Source organism: Coriobacteriaceae bacterium (genome assembly GCA_025993015.1).
Lineage (GTDB): Bacteria > Actinomycetota > Coriobacteriia > Coriobacteriales > Coriobacteriaceae > Collinsella.
In genome coordinates, this window is the sequence record DAJPFV010000001.1 from 66,668 (window position 1) to 84,688 (window position 18,021).

General features: G+C 62.7%; 13 protein-coding genes and 1 tRNA gene. 6 read left to right on the forward strand and 8 right to left on the reverse strand.

Annotated elements, in window-relative coordinates; all coding sequences use genetic code 11:
- Window positions 1-95: 95 nt before the first annotated feature.
- Window positions 96-527 (reverse strand): zinc ribbon domain-containing protein, encoded by a 432-nt coding sequence (locus OIL77_00300; protein ID HJI43870.1) that lies wholly within the window; start codon window positions 525-527, stop codon window positions 96-98.
- A 968-nt stretch (window positions 528-1,495) separates the two neighbouring features.
- On the opposite strand from OIL77_00300, the gene OIL77_00305 reads away from it, so the two are divergent.
- The 6 genes from OIL77_00305 (at window position 1,496) to OIL77_00330 (ending at window position 9,434) form a co-directional block, all read left to right on the forward strand.
- On the forward strand, window positions 1,496-2,950 hold the full coding sequence (locus tag OIL77_00305) for an FAD-dependent oxidoreductase (GenBank protein ID HJI43871.1): 1,455 nt from the start codon (window positions 1,496-1,498) through the stop codon (window positions 2,948-2,950).
- A 1-nt stretch (window position 2,951) separates the two neighbouring features.
- Complete coding sequence (locus tag OIL77_00310) at window positions 2,952-4,337, forward strand: NAD(P)/FAD-dependent oxidoreductase (GenBank protein ID HJI43872.1); 1,386 nt, start codon at window positions 2,952-2,954, stop codon at window positions 4,335-4,337.
- Window positions 4,338-4,341: 4 nt separating this feature from the next.
- Entirely contained in the window at window positions 4,342-4,740 is a 399-nt protein-coding gene (locus OIL77_00315; GenBank protein HJI43873.1) for a DUF1667 domain-containing protein, read from the forward strand.
- Between the two features lie 558 nt (window positions 4,741-5,298).
- Window positions 5,299-6,537 carry an IS110 family transposase gene (locus tag OIL77_00320; GenBank protein ID HJI43874.1) on the forward strand — a complete coding sequence of 413 codons (1,239 nt, stop codon included), beginning with the start codon at window positions 5,299-5,301 and terminating at the stop codon, window positions 6,535-6,537.
- A 309-nt stretch (window positions 6,538-6,846) separates the two neighbouring features.
- A complete protein-coding gene (locus tag OIL77_00325; GenBank protein HJI43875.1) occupies window positions 6,847-7,959 on the forward strand; it encodes an IS110 family transposase in 1,113 nt (370 codons plus the stop codon).
- A gap of 386 nt (window positions 7,960-8,345) precedes the next feature.
- The gene (locus tag OIL77_00330; GenBank protein ID HJI43876.1) at window positions 8,346-9,434 is read left to right on the forward strand and encodes an aminopeptidase P family protein; all 1,089 of its coding nucleotides are present in this window, start codon (window positions 8,346-8,348) and stop codon (window positions 9,432-9,434) included.
- A 75-nt stretch (window positions 9,435-9,509) separates the two neighbouring features.
- On the opposite strand, the gene OIL77_00335 is transcribed toward OIL77_00330, so the two are convergent.
- From OIL77_00335 to OIL77_00365, 7 genes are all read right to left on the reverse strand, one after another.
- Window positions 9,510-9,764 carry a hypothetical protein gene (locus tag OIL77_00335; protein ID HJI43877.1) on the reverse strand — a complete coding sequence of 85 codons (255 nt, stop codon included), beginning with the start codon at window positions 9,762-9,764 and terminating at the stop codon, window positions 9,510-9,512.
- A 21-nt stretch (window positions 9,765-9,785) separates the two neighbouring features.
- Window positions 9,786-11,129 carry a Mur ligase family protein gene (locus OIL77_00340; GenBank protein HJI43878.1) on the reverse strand — a complete coding sequence of 448 codons (1,344 nt, stop codon included), beginning with the start codon at window positions 11,127-11,129 and terminating at the stop codon, window positions 9,786-9,788.
- 280 nt (window positions 11,130-11,409) lie between these two features.
- Window positions 11,410-14,106 (reverse strand): valine--tRNA ligase, encoded by a 2,697-nt coding sequence (locus OIL77_00345; protein HJI43879.1) that lies wholly within the window; start codon window positions 14,104-14,106, stop codon window positions 11,410-11,412.
- A 211-nt stretch (window positions 14,107-14,317) separates the two neighbouring features.
- A complete protein-coding gene (gene clpX / locus OIL77_00350; protein HJI43880.1) occupies window positions 14,318-15,730 on the reverse strand; it encodes an ATP-dependent Clp protease ATP-binding subunit ClpX in 1,413 nt (470 codons plus the stop codon).
- A gap of 1 nt (window position 15,731) precedes the next feature.
- Window positions 15,732-16,352, reverse strand: coding sequence for an ATP-dependent Clp protease proteolytic subunit (locus OIL77_00355; protein ID HJI43881.1), 621 nt, complete (start codon window positions 16,350-16,352; stop codon window positions 15,732-15,734).
- A 163-nt stretch (window positions 16,353-16,515) separates the two neighbouring features.
- The gene (tig, locus tag OIL77_00360; protein ID HJI43882.1) at window positions 16,516-17,817 is read right to left on the reverse strand and encodes a trigger factor; all 1,302 of its coding nucleotides are present in this window, start codon (window positions 17,815-17,817) and stop codon (window positions 16,516-16,518) included.
- An 88-nt stretch (window positions 17,818-17,905) separates the two neighbouring features.
- A tRNA-Leu gene (locus tag OIL77_00365) sits at window positions 17,906-17,989 on the reverse strand.
- Window positions 17,990-18,021: the final 32 nt, after the last annotated feature.

Sequence of the window (18,021 nt, forward strand, 5' to 3'; positions counted from 1 at the left end):
GCTTCATCGTGTGGGGGCGGGGCTGCGGGGCGCGCGTGCGGCTTGCGCGGGACGCGCGGTGCCCGTGGCCTGCGGCCGGCCCGGCGATGGATGCGTTACTGGATGCGAGTTCGGCAGTAGGGGCAGACCTTCCAGTGCGCATCGAGCGGGCGATGGCAGCTGGGGCACACGTTGCGAACCTGGGTATCGCACACGGGGCAGACCACAAAGTCCCTCTCGATGGGCGCGCCGCACTGCGGGCAGGTGCCGTACTGGGCAAGCTGGCGCTCGCGCAGGGCCATGTCCAGCTCCTGCTCCTCGCGGTCGGCCGCGTAGGAATGCGGACGCAGGACCAGATAGGCGATGAGGCCCACAAACGGGATGAGGGCGATGATGCCCCATGCCACGTAGGCGCTGGCGCCGCGGCGGCGAGCGTCGATGAACACATAAACGACCGACAGCACGTACAGGGCGATGATAAAGCCAACAAAGGCATAGATGACGCCCATAAGCTGCGGCGACATGAGCTCGGAGATGTACTTGGACATTGGGGTGTACCTTTCGGAATATTTACAGTCCGGTCAAGTTTACCACGGGGTTTGTTTATATGGGACTACGGTTGGGTACGGGACTGGTGCAGACACAAACATCTCAATCTGTAACAGATACTCGGCAAATAAGGGTCTAGTTGTTACAGATCGAGACGAACGGAAGGGCCGCCGAGCAAACGTCTCGATCTATAACTAATGGGACCAAATTTCCCATCTTGCTGTTACAGATTGAGACACAGGGCCCCTCCCCGACTTAAATCTCGATCTGTAACATCTTGGGCCCCAAAACCCCTCTTACTGTTACAGAACGAGACATTCAAAATCCGTCGGAAGGTTTGTCTCGATCTGTAACATCTGCAACCCAAATCATCGGCTAACTGTTACAGATTGAGACAAAAGAAAACGTCCAGGCCGAATGTCTCAATCTGTAACAGTTACTCGGCAAAGACAGTCCCAGATGTTACAGATTTAGACAAACTATTCTTTCCCCAACTTAAATCTCGATCTGTAACAACAACTCGGCAAAAACAGGTCTAACCGTTACAGATTTAGACATTCGAAACCGACTGATAGGTTCATCTAAATCTGTAACATCTAGACCCCAAAATGGTCCCTAGATGTTACAGATCAAGACAGAAGAATCTTTCCCTGACTTTACATCTCAATCTGTAACACATAGGACCGATTTCCCCCTCTTACTGTTACAAATCAAGACAAACGGAGGGTCTGTCTGGCAAACGTCTCGATCTGTAACATCTGGAACCCAGTTCTTCTGCTTGCTGTTGCAGAACGAGACAAACCTCTGACACCAGGGGCGGCAGACGAGGTCACCGATGGTCCCGAGTCTCCCCCCGCCTGCCGTTGGCGGATGCAGCGGGGCTGTTCGCCGCATTGCCGCTGCACTGGGGGTGTGCAGACCGTAGGATAGTCCTATTGACAGCCTGTCAACTTGTCTGGGAGGCACCGTGGCAGAAACGTTTGATATCGCAATTGTGGGCGCGGGCATTACCGGGTGCGCCATCGCGCGGCAACTCGCGCGTTTTGACATATCCATTTGTGTGGTCGAGGCGGCCAACGATATCGCGCTGGGCGCGTCGAAGGCCAACGGCGGCCTGGTGCACGCAGGCTACGATCCGGCTCCAGGCACGGTAAAGGCGCAGGTCAACGCCCGCGGTTGCGAGCTATATGGCACGTGGGCCCAGGAGCTGGGATTTTTGTTTTGCCGCACCGGTTCGATGGTGCTGGGTTTCAACGACGAAGACCGCACGCACCTGGAGAAGCTGCGCCAGAATGGCCTGGCCAACGGCGTGCCCGAGCTGTCGATTATCGGCCCCGAGCGCCTCCACGAGCTGGAGCCGCGTGCCAGCGCCGACGCAACGAGCGCGCTGTGGTGCCCTTCGACCGGTTACGTCGACCCGTTTGAAGTGGCCATCGCCGCGCTGGAGAACGCGGTCGCCAACGGCGTGACGTTTATGCACTCCGCACCGGTGGAGGCGATTGAGGTTGCTAGCTCGGGCGACGATGCGCGCTTTACGCTGGTGACGCCTGCCGGCGATGTGCGCTGCCGCTATCTGATCAACGCCGCGGGCAACGGTGCCGCGGACATCTCGCATATGGCCGGCGCCGAAGAGTTTCAGATGGTCTGGCGCCAGGGAAACATCGTGGTGCTGGACAAGGAGCCGCGCGCGCTCATGCCGCTCTACCCCGTGCCCACGCCGGTGTCCAAGGGCGTTATCGTCACAGGTACAGTGCACGGCAACACCGTGATCACCGCGACCGCTGCCGTGCGCGAGCCGGGCGACACGCAGACCTATGCAGGCGATGTGAACGCGCTGCTGACGGGAGCGCGTAAGCTGGTTCCCGATCTGGACACGCGCCGCGTGGTGCGCGCGTTTGCCGGCGGACGTCCGGTCATCAAGGGAACAAACGACTTCTTTATTGGGCAGTCGGCCGTGGTGCCGGGGCTGTTTCAGGCGGCGGGCATTCAGTCGCCAGGCGTGGCGAGCGCACCGGCCATTGCTGAGCGCATGGAGCACGTGATGCGCGAAGCGGGCGTTGCTTTGCGCGAGCGGGCCGACTGGGATCAGATTCGCCGCGCACCGGACGACTTTGACCTCGCACCGCTTGCGCGCAAGGAGGAGCTCATTGAGTCCGACCCTGCATGGAGGCAGATCGTCTGCCGCTGTGAGACAGTGCCCGAGGCCGAGATTGTTGCCGCGATCCGACGCCGCCCGGGTGCGGTTTCGGTCGAGGGCGTCAAACGCCGCTGCCGCGCGGGTATGGGCCGCTGCCAAAGTGGCTTTTGCCAGAGCCGCGTGGTGGCGATTCTGGCCCGTGAGCTGGGGTGTTACCCCAGCGAGGTGCTGCTGGAGGACACTGGCTCGTGGCTCGTTGAGGGACCTTTGAAGGTGGTGCGCTAAGATGGCGAGCTTTGAAGTGAATGCCACAATCGCGGCGGACGGCGCCGACGAGGCAGTGCCAACGCAGGCGTTCGACGTGGTCGTTATCGGCGGTGGACCCGCTGGCATGGCTGCCGCGCTTGCCGCGCATAAGGCCGGCACGCGCGTGGCCATCGTGGAGCGCGAACAGCACCTGGGCGGCATCCTCCGCCAGTGCATCCACCCCGGTTTTGGCCTTTCGCACTTTAAGCAGGAGCTCACCGGACCCGAGTACGCGCAGCGCTTTATCGACCAGGTACACGCAACCGACATTGCGCTGTTCCTGAACAGCATGGTGATTGGGATTGATTCGAGCGAGGGCGAGGCTGTGGGCACGCTGGATACGGACAAGACCGCAGGAGCCGCCGCGGTCCATACCGTCACGCTCATGAGCCCTGCCGGCATGCTGCAGCTCACCGGGCGCGCGATCGTCCTTGCCATGGGCTGCCGCGAGCGCACGCGCAGCGAGATCAAGATTCCCGGCAGTCGTCCCGCCGGCGTGTTTACGGCGGGCCTGGCGCAGCGATACATCAATATCGAGAACCTCAAACCCGGCTCGTGCGCCGTCATTTTGGGTTCGGGCGATATCGGGCTGATCATGGCACGTCGCTGCACGCTCGAGGGGATTTCGGTCGAGGGCGTGTACGAGCTCATGCCGTACGCCAACGGCCTGCGCCGCAACGTCAAGAACTGCCTGGAAGATTTTGGAATTCCGCTGCACCTGTCCACCACCGTCACACGTGTGATTGGGCGCGACCGAGTTGAGGCCGTCGAGGTAAGCCAGGTCGACGAGCACCTGGCGCCCATTCCGGGGACCGAGCGCATTGTTCCGTGCGACACGCTGCTGCTTTCGGTGGGCTTGATTCCCGAGAACGAGCTTTCGGTTGCCGCAGGCGTTGAGCTTGACCCGCGCACGCGCGGCGCCGTGGTGGACCAGAGCCTGCAAACGGGCGTACCGGGCATCTTTGCCTGCGGCAACGTGCTGCACGTACACGACCTGGCCGACAACGTGACGACCGAGTCCGAGAGGGCTGGCACAGCTGCAGCGGCGTGGGCGCTGGGGAACGGCGCGGGCACCGTTCCGGACTGCGAGCTCACCGTCTCCCCTGCCGGCATTGCGGGATACGCGCTGCCGGGACGCATTACGGCTGCGGCGCTCACCAAGCTGAACTTCCGCGTGCGCCGGCCAGTCAATGCCGCCCGCGTGAGGATCTTGGCCGACGGCGAGGAACTGTTCGCTGGCAAGGTCCGTGCATTTAAGCCGAGCGTCATGGAAAGCTTCCCGCTGCCGGCGAAAATCATCCAACAAGCGCTCGATATGGACGCCAGCGAGCTCGTCCTGTCCGTCGACCCCGTTGAGGAGGCATAGAGCCATGAGCACGAACGCGATCGAAACGCTGCAGTTCAACTGCACCACCTGCCCCTCCGAGTGCCTCCTGACCGTGGAGGTGAAGCGCGATGCCAACGGCACCATGGCAGAGGTGCACTCCGTAACCGGCAACAACTGCCCACGCGGCGACAAGTTCGCACACCAGGAACTCACCTGCCCCATGCGCGTACTCACGACGACCGTGGCCGTCTCCGGCGGCGGCGAAGCCCTGCTCCCCGTGCGCACCGCCGAAGCCATCCCGCTAGAACTCCACGCCCAAGCCATGGCCCTCATCCGCGGACTAGTGGTCAAAGCCCCCATCCGCATGGGCGACGTCGTGCTAGAGAACCTCCTAGACACCAACATCAACCTAATCGCCAGCATGGACATCGACCCCGCCTAAGCAGCCAATTTGGGACGAGCCTCTTTTAGCTACCCCGCCATCCACCCCGCCCTCCTCAATTGCGGTGAAATAGTTCCTGATTTCCGCCAAAACCCCGGCATCCAGGAACTATTCCACCGCAACTATCCTTGGAGTTGGTATTTAGCTTGTGCCTACTTTAGTGCCATTTCAAAACTATGCCGGATTACGGGACTGATTCGGAGACCCCCATCCATACCGGCAATTTTCGATTTTTGATAAGCCGTCTACCTGCACTGATAATTGTCCTTGGGGGAAGCGGGCACTGCGGGGGCGCGTCAACAGCGCGCGATTTCCGCGTCGCAGCGCTACCCTGATGCTGAACGCCGGGACGATGACCCACTGACCTGCTGACGCCTCTTCGGCCGTCCTCAAATCCGACCTGTCTCGCCCCGGCATCCGCGTCCCGGAGTCCTGCCATGACCTAATAGGAGCATGAGCGCGGACAATCGGACAAGCCAATTGGATTGTAGCGCTCCCGTCAGTGCAATGTCTGGGAGACCCGGGCGCGGGGCAGGCGGCAGACCGAGGGGAGCGAAAATGGAAGGCGAAACGGTCATCGCGGGCGTCGACACGCACAAGGACGTGCATGTCCTGTGCCTGCTCGACGGCCTCGGGAGGAAGATCTGGAGCGGGAGCTTCGGGGCCGACCCCGAGGGCTACGACAGGCTGGCGGAGGCGATAGGCGACCCGGGGAGCTGCATGGTCGTCGGCGTCGAGGGCACGGCATCGTACGGGGCCGGGCTGACGAGGAGGCTCGTGGAGCTCGGGTACAACGTCGTCGAGGTGCTCAGGCCCAAGAGGGACAAGGCGAGGCCCGGCGAGGGGAAGAGCGACCCGCTGGACGCCGAGCGCGCGGCGCGCAAGGCGGCGTCCGGGAGGGGCTGCTCCGTGCCGAAGTCGCAGGACGGCTGGGTCGAGGCGGTGCGCCAGCTCTACGTCGCGCGCAGGCTGGCCGTCGCGACGTCCACGTCCTGCGTGGCCTGCGCGAAGTCGATGCTCACGACGGCCCCGGGCGCCCTGAGGGAGCGGTTCAGGGGCCGCGAGCGGCCGAAGGACCTCATGCCGCTGCTCGCGCGCGGGAGGAAGGCGGGCGACGCGCTCGAGGAGAGCGTGCTGGCCTCGCTGCGGTCCGTCGCGGCGGTCTGGAAGGAGGCCCGCAGCCAGGTCGAGTCCCTCAACGAGCGCATCCGCGCGCTGCTGGAGGCGAACGCGCCCGCGCTGCTCGGCATCGAGGGCTGCGGCACGACGACCGCCGCCGCCCTGGTCGTGGCCGCCGGCGACAACCCCGGCAGGCTGAAGGGCGAGGCGGCGTTCTCGATGCTGTGCGGCGTCTCCCCGATCCCCGCGTCGAGCGGGAAGACGGAGCGGCACAGGCTCAACCGCGGCGGCAACCGGCAGGCGAACTGGGCGCTCTACGAGATCGCGATCAAGCGCATGACGTACGACGAGAGGACGAGGAGGTACGTGGCGAGGCGGACCTCCGAGGGGAAGTCCCGGCGGGAGGCGGTCCGCTGCCTGAAGCGCTACATAGCGCGGGAGGTGTACCGCGTGCTCATGGACCCGAATCCCGACGGCGCCGCGCCGGAGGGCCCCGAGCTCGCGAAGATGCGCAAGGCGATGCGGGTGACTCAGAAGAAAGCCGCCGCGGAGCTCGGCCTGTCCGCAGCCACACTCGGGCACTTGGAACGGGGGAAACGGCGGTCGACGAAACTGGAGAGGAGGTATTACGAGCTCCTGTGCGAATTGAAGGGAGCGCTCCCGCAAACTGTCTATTGACAACTTATAGGAGCGTCGGTTTTAATTTCGCGATTTTTCCCATGGTCAAGTAATACCGGTCCAGCCCCGTAATCCGCCATACTTTTGAAACCAGCCCATTTGGGACGGGCCTCTTATGACTCCTTTTTTCCCGCACGCTTGCCAGGGTGGCCATGCTAAGGAGTGTCCCGAAGTGCCGGCATAGACGATATGAGCAGGACATAAAAACATTGAGAGCCCCTGCTGCATGAAAGACCGCGGATTAGGCCGACAATGGTGAGTGTCTAATTCAGCCGCGGCGGCCACGCCGCATTCATGGAAGGGGCTCCCATGCTCGATACTACCACCTTCGTCGGCCTCGACGTCCACGCCCGCTCGATAAAGGCAGTCTCCCTCGACGTCATGACCGGGGAGGTGCGCTGCGCGACCTTCGGCTACGACGCCGGGGCAGTCGCGGGGTGGGTGCGGTCCGCGGACCCAAAGGCCAGGTGCGTGTACGAGTCCGGGGTCACGGGGTTCGACCTGCAGAAGAGGCTCTCCGGCCTCGGGGTCGACTGCGTGGTCGGCGCCGTCTCGAAGATGATCAAGCCCAGCGCGGACAGGCGCAGGAAGAACGACCGCAACGACGCCGAGTTCCTCGCCCGCATGCTGTCGGTCGGCAACGTCGTCGAGGTGTGGGTCCCCGACGACGAGTGCGAGGCCGCCCGCGACCTGACCAGGGCGCTCGAGGACGCGAGGGACGACCTCTCGCGCGCGAAGCAGCGGCTCTCCAAGTTCCTGCTCAGGCACGGGCTCGCCTTCGACGAGAGGACGCCCACCGGCCGCAGGAAGGGCAACTGGACCCGGGCGCACTGGTCCTGGATCGAGTCGATTAGGTTCGCGGAGGGGGCCGACAACGACGTGCTCGCCTACTACGTCGACGCGGTCAGGCGGGCGGCGGAGGAGAAGGCGAGGCTCGAGGGGCTCGTCGAGGCCGAGGCCCGCAAGCCCAGGTGGAGGAGGAGGGTCGACTCCCTGCGCTGCCTCAAGGGCGTCGACACCGCGACGGCCGCCGACCTCGTGTTCGAGGCCGGCGAGTTCTCGAGGTTCAGGAACGCCCGGTCGTTCGCCGCATGGGTCGGCCTGACGCCCTCCGAGCACTCCAGCGGGGAGAGCGACCGCAGGGGCGCGATCACCAAGGCGGGCAACAAGCACCTGAGGAAGGCGCTGGTCGAGGCCGCGTGGCACTACCTGACGTGCTCGGGGCGGCCGAAGGACCTCGCCAAGGGCCAGGCCCCGGACCGGGTCGCCCGCAGGCATGCCGCCAAGGGCGTGCGGAGGCTGGCCGAGAGGCGGGAGGCGCTGCTCGCGCGCGGGGTCCACGGCAACAAGGCGAACGTGGCCACGGCGCGCGAGCTCGCCTGCTGGGTGTGGGCGGTCGGCCTCATGGCCGAGGAGGCGTAGGGGGGGGCGGTCCCCCGCACATAAGCCAGTCACCCCGGAAGCGGTTCGATCCGAAGCCGTTGAGGCGAACCTCAGGTCCCTTTTCTGCGAGCGCCCAGGGCGCCACACGCGTGCACAGACTGTCGGTTCGACGAAGAAGCCTCAGCCGTAGCAACGGATTGCCCAGCGAGAGATCGCCACGGGCGGATATTAAACTGCAAAGACGAGCGTCGGGAAGACACGCCGAGGTCGCCGCGGACGGGTTGATATAGGGAGAGGGCCTGACCCCATATCGTTGGGGCCAGGCCCGATTTTGCCTCTTGACAATGTCCTGCTCATATTAAAAGGAACATCCCTATCTTTCAGGCATGGGATACCATGATGGCAACCTAGCGAAAGGATATTTCATGGCACATGTCGATGACCAGCGTGTGACGCGCGTGCTCGATGCGCTCGAGGCTCAGCACCCCGGCGCGCAGCTGCTCGTAAACGACCCGTGGTCGATCTACTACCTGACCGGCTTTTATGCCGACATGTTCGAGCGTTTTTGCGGCGTGCTGCTCGCGCGCGACGCCGAGCCGGTGATCCTGGTCAACGCGCTGCACCAACTACCCGAGCACGACAACGCGCGCGTTGCCTACCACACCGATACTGACATCGTGGCCGATGCCATCGCGCGCGAGATCGATCCGACCAAGCCCCTTGGCATCGACACCGTCATGCGCTCGGGCTTTTTGATGCCCCTTCTGGAGCGCCATGCCGCGAGCGAGTTCTTCCTGGGCGACTTCGCCGTGACAGCTGCCCGCACGTACAAGGACGCTGCCGAGCAGGAGCTCATGCGCGTGTCCTCGGCCGCCAACGACGCCGTGATGGCCGACGCGATCAAGCTCGTCCACGGGGGCGTGACGGAGCGCGAGATTGCCGACCAGATGCTCGGCCTGTATCGCAAGCACGGCTGCGAGGGCTTTAGCTTCCCGCCCATCGTGAGCTTTGGTGCCAACGCCGGCGACCCGCATCACGAGCCAGACGACACCGTGCTCAAGCGCGGCGATGCAGTGCTGTTCGACATTGGCGGGCGCCATCGCAACTACTGCTCGGACATGACGCGCACGTTCTTTTGGGGCGAACCGGATAAGGAGACGGCACGCATCTACGACATCGTGCGTCGCGCCAACGAGGCTGCCGAGGCGCTCATCGCGCCGGGCGTGCGCATGTGCGATCTGGACCGCGCCGCACGCGACGTGATTGAGGACGCTGGCTACGGCAAGTTCTTTACGCACCGCCTGGGCCACTCAATCGGCCTGCAGGACCACGAGCCAGGCGATGTTTCGCTCGCCAACGAGCAGGTTATCGAGCCGGGTATGACGTTCTCCATCGAGCCGGGTATCTACCTCCCCGGCCGCACCGGCGTCCGCATCGAGGACCTGGCCCTAGTCACCGAGACGGGCGTCGAGATCCTCAACAACTACCCCCACGATCCAGTCCGCCTGGACTAGCCAATGTGACAAAGGGACTGCCCCTTTGTCACATCCCACTAACGCCGCGCCACAAAAACGGCCTATCTACTACATTTAACCCGCATGGGTCGACCATGCGGGTCTTTTTTGAAAATCGGCAAGCTCTCTACCTGCGGTTTTGATTTCACAATTTCCCGTGTGGTCGAGGGTAGTCGGCAAAACGTAGTAGATAAGCCCATTTCGTGGCAAGCGAGTCAACTCGGGGCACAGGGCAGCTAAAAAAGCCTCATCCCAAATTGACTGCTTTTGAGTTGCGGTGAGATACGGACTATTTAAGGCTTCTAGCCAAGAAAACAGTCCGTATTTCACCGCAACTGATGAGGGGATAGGTTAGCGCAGCAGGCCGGCTACTTCGCCGGCTAGGGTGATGGTGCCGGCTGCTACGAAGGACTCGCCCGCGGCATCGAAGGCAGCGAGGGCCTCGGACACACTCGGATATACGCCCGTGAGCTTATCGGCGTCCACAAGGGCGGCGAGCTCCTCTGCCGGCAGGGCGCGATCGGAATCGGTCTGGCTCACGACCACCCGGGGGAACGCCGGAACCAGAACGTCGACGATACCCGCCACGTCCTTATCGGCCAGCGCGGCACACAGCAGCGTGGGGCGGTTCTCCACGCACGGATCGATCTCGTCCAGTGCGCTCACAAAGTTCTCGCAGCTCTGGGGGTTATGGCAGGCGTCGATCAGCTTGAGCGGATCGGTTCCCAGCACATCAAAGCGACCCGGCGTGGGACAGCCCATAAGCGACGCATCGAGCTTGTCATGGTCGAGTTCGCGACCCAGATACCCCTCGCACAGCATAATCGCGCACGCGGCATTCTGCGGCTGATAGGCCGGCTTGACCATGCTCGAGGTATAGATCGCGCGCGGCGTGGTGCAGCTAAACTCCACCGTATCGCCCACATGCGCCGACAACTTGGTCGTGGCATGGTTCACCACGAGCGGCACAACGCCGCACTCGCGACAACGCGTATCCATCACACACTGAACACTCGCCTCATGCGTACCCTCGCCCAAAACAACCAGGCGCCCAGGCTTAATAACCGCAGCCTTCTCCCCCGCAATAGCCTCGAGCGTATCGCCCAGGATGCGCGTGTGGTCGAGCCCGATGCCGGTGATGGCAACGGCGACGGGATCGGTCGCACTCGTGGCGTCCCAACGGCCGCCCATACCGACCTCGAGCACGGCAACGTCCACCGCAGCCTCGGCAAACACCACCAGTGCGGCAGCCGTCAGCAGGTCAAACGGTGTGATGGTATAGGCGCGCTCCCCCGCCGCCACACGACGAGCATTCACGAGATGCCCCGCCTCGACGGCGGCAGAAACGCCACGGGCAAACGCCTCATCGCTCACGACGCGCCCATCGACCTCCATGCGCTCGGGATAGCGCACCAACTGCGGCGACGTATACAGTGCGGTCTTTAACCCCTCACCACGAAGGATGGCAGCCGAAAAACGCGAGGTCGAAGTCTTGCCATTGGTACCGGCAACCTGAATGCAATCGAAATACTCGTCCGGACGTCCCAGCTCATCAAGCATATCGACAACCGTCTCAAGCAGAGGCCCAGCATCCCCAGAAATCCGCCCCGTATCAGCAGCAAGCCCCACAGCCTCATCAAACGAAAGCAAATCAAACGAGAACGGCACAGAATACGACCCAGAACGCTTAGCCATAACCCAAAGTCTCCAATTACAGAAAAAGAGGCCCATCAAATAGAATGATCCCCTCGCGTTGACAATATCAGCCTTTACCCGCTTGCAGCAAGATCAAGGCCACAACCCAGTGGCCCTTTCACGCCAGATGCAAACAACAACGTAACCGCACTAGGAGCGGCCCGATGCTTTGCTCGCCGCAAGTTCCGCACGCAAAGGACAGCACTTAATGTGCTGTCCGTCTTGCGCAGGACTGTCCGCAGCGGAGAGCAAAGCATCGGGACGCGCCCCCAAGTAAACCTTACGAGAAGTCAGCAACCTGAGCAGTCAGCGCCGCCAGGATCTCCTTGAGCTCAGCTGCACGGTCCCTCTTCTTCTGGACCACCGCGGGAGCGGCCTTAGCCACAAAGCCCTCGTTGGCCAGTGTCTTCTCGCAGCCGGCGAGCTCCTTCTGAGCCGCGGCAATCTCCTTCTCCAGGCGTGCCTTCTCGGCCGAAAGGTCGACCTTGCCCTCGAGCACCACAAAGACCTCGACGCCGCTGTCGACCACGGCGATGCTCGCAGCCGGCTTCTCAACGTCGGTGCCCATGACCAGCGAGGCAGTGTTCGCCAGCGGCTCGATGGTCGAGCGCAGGCTCTCGAGCTTCTCGATGTCCTCGGCACCGGCGCGCACGACCACGTCGAGCTCGGCCTTGGGGCTCAAGCGATAACGCGAACGCGTGGCGCGGGCGGCGGACACGACGGCGCGGCACAGCTCAAACGCGCGCTCGGCGTCCTCGTCAACATATTTGGCGTAGTCGGCGGGCTCGGGCCACTTGGCGATCATGAGCGCCTCAGCGCGGTTCACGTTGCCCTCGGCATCCAGGTCGAGCACACTCGCCGGCATGTTGTCCCAGATCTCCTCGGTGACAAACGGCATGAGCGGGTGCATCAGGCGAATGGAGGTGTCGAGCACAAAGATCAGGTTGCGCTGCGCCTGCAGACGGCCCTCGCCCTTCAGGCGGGCCTTGGTGACCTCGACGTACCAGTCGCAGACCTCGTTCCAGAAGAACTGCTGCACGCCGCGAGCCATATCGCCAAAGGTGTAGTTCTCGATACCCTCGGTGACCATCTTGACGGCCTTGGCCAGGCGGCTGAACATCCAGGCGTCGGCCGGCGTCTCCACGACGGGCTCGCCGGGCGTGTAGCCTTCCATGTTCATAAGCAGGAAGCGACTGGCGTTCCAGATCTTGGTCACAAACGACTTGGCCTGCTCGGTGCGCGGGCTGTCGATGAGCTTCTTGGTCTTCTTGTCGATGTTCGCGTCGAACTTGACGTCCTGGTTGTTGGTGCAGAGCGTCAGCAGGTTGAAGCGCATGGCGTCGGCGCCGTACATGCCAATAAGGTCCATGGGGTCAACGCCGTTGCCCTTGGACTTGGACATGCGGCTGCCGTCCTTGGCAAGAATCGTCGGGTAGATGACGACGTCCTTAAACGGCACCTCGTCCAGGAAGTACAGCGAGCTCATGACCATGCGGGCAACCCACAGCGCGATGATGTCGCGTGCGGTGACGAGCGCCGTCGTGGGGTGATGCCCCTCGAGCAGTTCCGGCTTTTGCGGCCAGCCCTGCGTGGCAAAGGTCCACAGCTGCGAGCTGAACCAGGTGTCAAGCACATTCTCGTCCTGATGCACGTGATGGCCGCCGCACTTGGGGCACACGTCGGTGTCCTCGGTAAGGGCGTCCTCCCAGCCGCAGTCCTCGCAGTAGAACACGGGGATGCGGTGGCCCCACCACAGCTGGCGCGAAATGCACCAGTCCTTGAGGTTCTCCATCCAGGTGGTGTAGGTCTGCGTCCAGCGCGCGGGGTGGAAGGTGACCTTGCCGGAGTTGACGGCGTCGAGCGCCGGCCCCTTGAGCTTGTCGACTGCCACGAACCACTGCTCGGAAAGCCACGGCTCCAGCGCGGAGTCGCAACGGTAGCAGTGCATGACGGAGTGATCGAGTTCGTCGACGTGATCGAGCAGGTCGTGCTCCTCGAACCACTTGATGACGGCCTCGCGGCACTCGTCGCGGTTCATGCCGGTAAACTCGCCGTAACCCTCGACGACCACCGCATGCTCATCGAAGATATTGATCTGCGGCAGGTCGTGGGCCTGACCCATGGCGTAGTCGTTGGGATCGTGGGCCGGGGTGACCTTAACGAAGCCGGAGCCAAAGTTGGCGTCGACATGCCAATCCTCAAAGATGGGGATCTCGCGGTCGACGATGGGGAGCTTGACGGTCTTACCCACAAAGGCGGCCTTCTCGGGGTCCTTCGGGGAGACGGCGACGCCCGTGTCGCCGAGCATGGTCTCGGGGCGCGTGGTGGCGACGACGATGTAGTCCTGGCCGTTGACCGGCTCGGTCAGCGGGTAGCGCAGGTGCCACAGATGGCCCTTCTCGTCCTTGTACTCGGCCTCGTCGTCCGAGATGGCGGTAGTGCAGTTGGGACACCAGTTGACGATGCGCTTGCCGCGATAGATCAGGCCGTCGTGGTACCAGTCGCAGAACACCTTGCGCACGGCCTGGGCGTAGTCCTCGTCCATGGTGAAGCGCTCGTTATCAAAGTCGACGGAGCAGCCCATACGCTTGATCTGCTCGACGATGATGCCGCCGTACTCGTGGGTCCAATCCCAGCAGGCGTCGACAAACTTGTCGCGACCGATCTCCAGGCGGCTAATGCCCTCGCTCTTGAGCTTCTTGTCGACCTTGGTCTGCGTAGCGATACCAGCATGATCGGTACCGAGCACCCAGCGCGTAGACTTGCCGCGCATGCGGGCCATACGGATGATGGCGTCCTGGATGGAGTCGTCGGTGGCGTGACCCATGTGGAGCTTGCCGGTCACGTTGGGAGGCGGAATGGTTACGGTGCAGTCGCCCACGCCCTCGCGGCGCTTGTAGTAGCCGCCGTCGAGCCACTTCTGCAGGATCGCCGGCTCGTTGGTCGACGGATCGTAGTTCTTGGGCATTTCTTCCATATATCTCTCCCTTGCCCGTCGGGGAGGAATGTAGGCCCGCTAGGGTCTGCATTCCTCCCTTTAGGTATCGATTACTTCAGTCTGATATGACTTCGCTGAGGCTTAAACAAACACACAGAATAACACAGGTAGTTGGGGTTATTGCGTATCTATAAAATAGCCTCCGACCGCGGGTGGTCGGAGGCTATTTGCAAACACGTTTTAGGCTGGTTTAACCGTAGATGCGCTGGGGTTGTTCTTCGCCCTTTACGGAGGCTTCGGTTACGATGACCTTGGCTACGCCTTCCTCGCTGGGGAGGTCGAACATCGTCTGCTGCAGTACGTCCTCGCAGATGGCGCGCAGGCCGCGGGCGCCGGTCTTGCGGGCGAGCGCCATGCGGGCGATCTCGTGCAGGGCTGCGTCCTCAAACTCAAGCTCAACATCCTCGAGCTGGAACATCTTGCGGTACTGGCGCACCACGGCGTTCTTGGGCTCGGTCAGGATCGACACCAAGTCGTCCTCGTCGAGTGCCTGCGTCTGGGTGACGACGGGCGTACGGCCAACGAACTCGGGAATCATGCCAAAGGCGTTGAGGTCCTGCGGGAGCACCTGGCGCAGCAGATCGTTCTCGTCGACCGAGGTGGGGCCGGCGATCTCGGAGTTAAAGCCCACGCCCTTGTTGCCCACGCGGTCGGCGATGATCTTGTCCAGGCCCACAAAGGCACCGCCACAGATGAACAGGATATTGGTCGTGTCGATCTGCAGCAGCTCCTGCTGGGGATGCTTGCGGCCGCCGGTGGGCGGAACGCTTGCCACCGTGCCCTCAAGAATCTTAAGCAGCGCCTGCTGAACGCCCTCGCCCGAAACATCGCGGGTAATGGAGAGGTTCTCGGCCTTGCGGGCGATCTTGTCGATCTCGTCCACGTAGATGATGCCCACCTGCGCGCGCTCAATATCGCCATCGGCGGCGTTGATGAGCTTGAGCAGGATGTTCTCCACGTCCTCGCCAACGTATCCGGCCTCGGTAAGCGCGGTGGCATCGGCAATAGCAAACGGCACCTCGAGGATGCGTGCGAGCGTCTGGGCCAGCAGCGTCTTACCAGTACCGGTGGGGCCGAGCAGCAAGATGTTGGACTTGGCGAGCTCCACCTCATCCATATCGTCATCAAACTGGGCGCCCATGCCCGATGCCTCGTCAAAGGCGGACACCGCGGCGCCGCCCTCGATCACGCGACGGTAGTGGTTGTACACGGCCACCGACATGGCGCGCTTGGCGTCCTCCTGGCCCATAACATAGGCCGAAAGCTCGTCATAGATCTCGTGCGGCGTCGGCACGTGCGTGATGACCTGACGGTCGTCCTCGAGCTCAAAGCCCTCGGCCTCGGGGTCAACGGCGGGCTGGGATGCAGCCTGGCCGTGGTCGTTGAGGAAACCCGGGAGATTGCCGTTGCGGGCGGCGTCCATAAAGTCCGAAGCCAGCGACTCCTCAAGGATCTCGGAGCAGGCGGCGACGCACTCGTCACAGATAAAGATGTTGGTCGGGCCCTTTACGAGACGACGGACCTGTCCCTGCTCTTTTCCGCAGAAGGAGCAGCGGATCGGGTTGCCGTTCTCGTCAAAGTTGTCCTGCATGTTACCTGCCATCCTAGGCGTCCTTCGCGGCGAGATCGCGCGAGGTGACGATACGGTCGATCAAACCGTAGTCGAGGGCCTCGGCAGCGGTCAGGTAGTTGTCGCGCTCGGTGTCGGCCTGGACCTTCTCGATGGGCTGGCCCGAGGCGTCGGACAGGATCTGGTTGAGCTCGCGACGAGTCTTCTTGATCTCCTCGGCAACGATCTCAATCTCGGTCTGCTGACCCTGGGCACCGCCGCTGGGCTGGTGAATCATAACCTTGGAGTGCGGCAGGCAGAAGCGCTTGCCCTTGGCGCCGGCCGAAAGCAGCACGGCGGCCATAGACGCGGCCATACCGACGCAGATGGTGGAGACCTGCGGCTTAATGAAGTTCATGGTGTCCAGAATAGCCAGGCCGGAGTAGACCTCGCCACCGGGCGAATTGATGTAGAGCGAGATATCCTTCTCGGCATCCTGGCTCTCAAGATGCAGCAGCTGGGCAACGACCAGGTTGGCACTGACGGAGTTGATCTCCTCGCCCAAAAAGATGATGCGGTCGTTGAGCAGGCGCGAATAGATATCGTAGCTGCGCTCGCCGCGCGGCGTCTGCTCGATAACGTATGGCACGAGGGCGGAATCGAACTTGGCGATCATACGCATCTCCATTTCTCTCTTGCGGACCAAATTGGTTCTAGATAAACGTACGGTGCCCGCATGCTATGCATTGGCTGGCACCGTACGAAGCAACCGGATAACCGGTGTATAACTTTACCCCATCACGGGCGCACGCATGCGCTCGCGGGCAAGGTGGCGAGAATTACTCGGCGTCCTTGGCGGTCTCGTCGACCTCGGTCACCTTGGCGTTCTCGACCAGGTGGTCGACGGCCTTGGAGCGACGGATGGACTCGCGGACGGCAGGCATGCGGCCATCGGCGATGAACTCGGCCTTGGAAGCCTCGACGTCCTTGACGCCGGCCTTCTCGAACTCGGCGTTGATGTCATCCTCGGTGACCTCGATCTTGAGCTCGCGGGCGAGGGCGTCCAGAGCCAGGGACTCACGGGCAACGTCGTTGGCCTGCTTGTGCAGGTCGCCGATGAACTGCTCCATGGTCAGACCGGAAGCGGGCAGCCAGGTGTCCAGCGTCATGCCACGAGCAGCGAGGTTGGACAGGAAGTTCTGGCCGAGCTCCTCAAAGACGGACTGCTCGTAGTCGGCGTCCATCTCGTCGAGCTGCAGACGCTCGGCGAGAGCGGAGACGCAACGGTTCTCCTTCTCGGCCGGCAGGCGGGAAGCCTTGTCCTGCTCGATCTCGATCTTGATGGCGTCGCGCATAGCGTCGATGCTGTCAAAGCCAAAGTCGGACTTGACGAGCTCGTCGGTGAGCTCGGGGGTGTTGCGAACCTTGATGCCCTTGACGGTGACCTCGACGGTGTGGGTCTCGGCCTCCTCGCCCTCCTCGACCTCGTCGGTCCAGGTGACGGTCTTGACGTCGTCAACGTTAGAGCCGATCAGGGCCTCGTTGAACTCCTTAGGGTTGCTGTCGCTACCGGCGATGAGCATGCGACCCTCGGCGGCAAAGTTGTCGGCGTTCTCGACGGCCTTGAGGTCGACGGTGACGTAGTCCTCGGCCTCGACGGCGCGACCCTCGACGTCCTCGAAGGTGGCACGGTAGTTGAGAAGCATCTCGACCTGGTTGTTGATCTCGGACTCGGTGACCTCCGCAGGGGGCATCTCGATCTCGACGGCGTCGAAGGAGGAGAGCTCAGCGGCGGGACGCAGGGAGAACTCGACGGTGTAGGTGTAGTCCTCGTGATCCTTGGCGAGGTCGAGCTCCTTGTAGTCACCGCTCTTGGTGGGGACGATGTCCAGCTCGTTGAGGACGGCGGGCTCGTTGGCGGCGATCAGGTCGTTGGTAGCCTGAGCAAGGGTAGCCTCGGCGCCAAGAGCGGAGTCGATGACCGGACGGGGAGCCTTGCCAGCGCGGAAGCCCGGGAAGCGATACTTCTTGGCGGTGTCCTTGTAGGCCTTCTTGATCGCGGCGTCGACGTCGGCGGCCGGGATGGTGACCGTAGCGGTGAGCTTGGCGTCCTTGACGTCAGAAGCGGTGATGTTCAACACGTTCCTCCTCATACTGCCCAGCTTATCTGAGGTGCTGGTACCTTTATGCAACAAAGTGTCGCGACGGCCAGGGCCGACGCAAGTGCGATGGTGCGGGCGAAAGGACTCGAACCTTCACGGGAATCCCACCAGAACCTAAATCTGGCGCGTCTACCAATTCCGCCACGCCCGCATGAGCGCACAGACTAGGAATGATAGCAGATA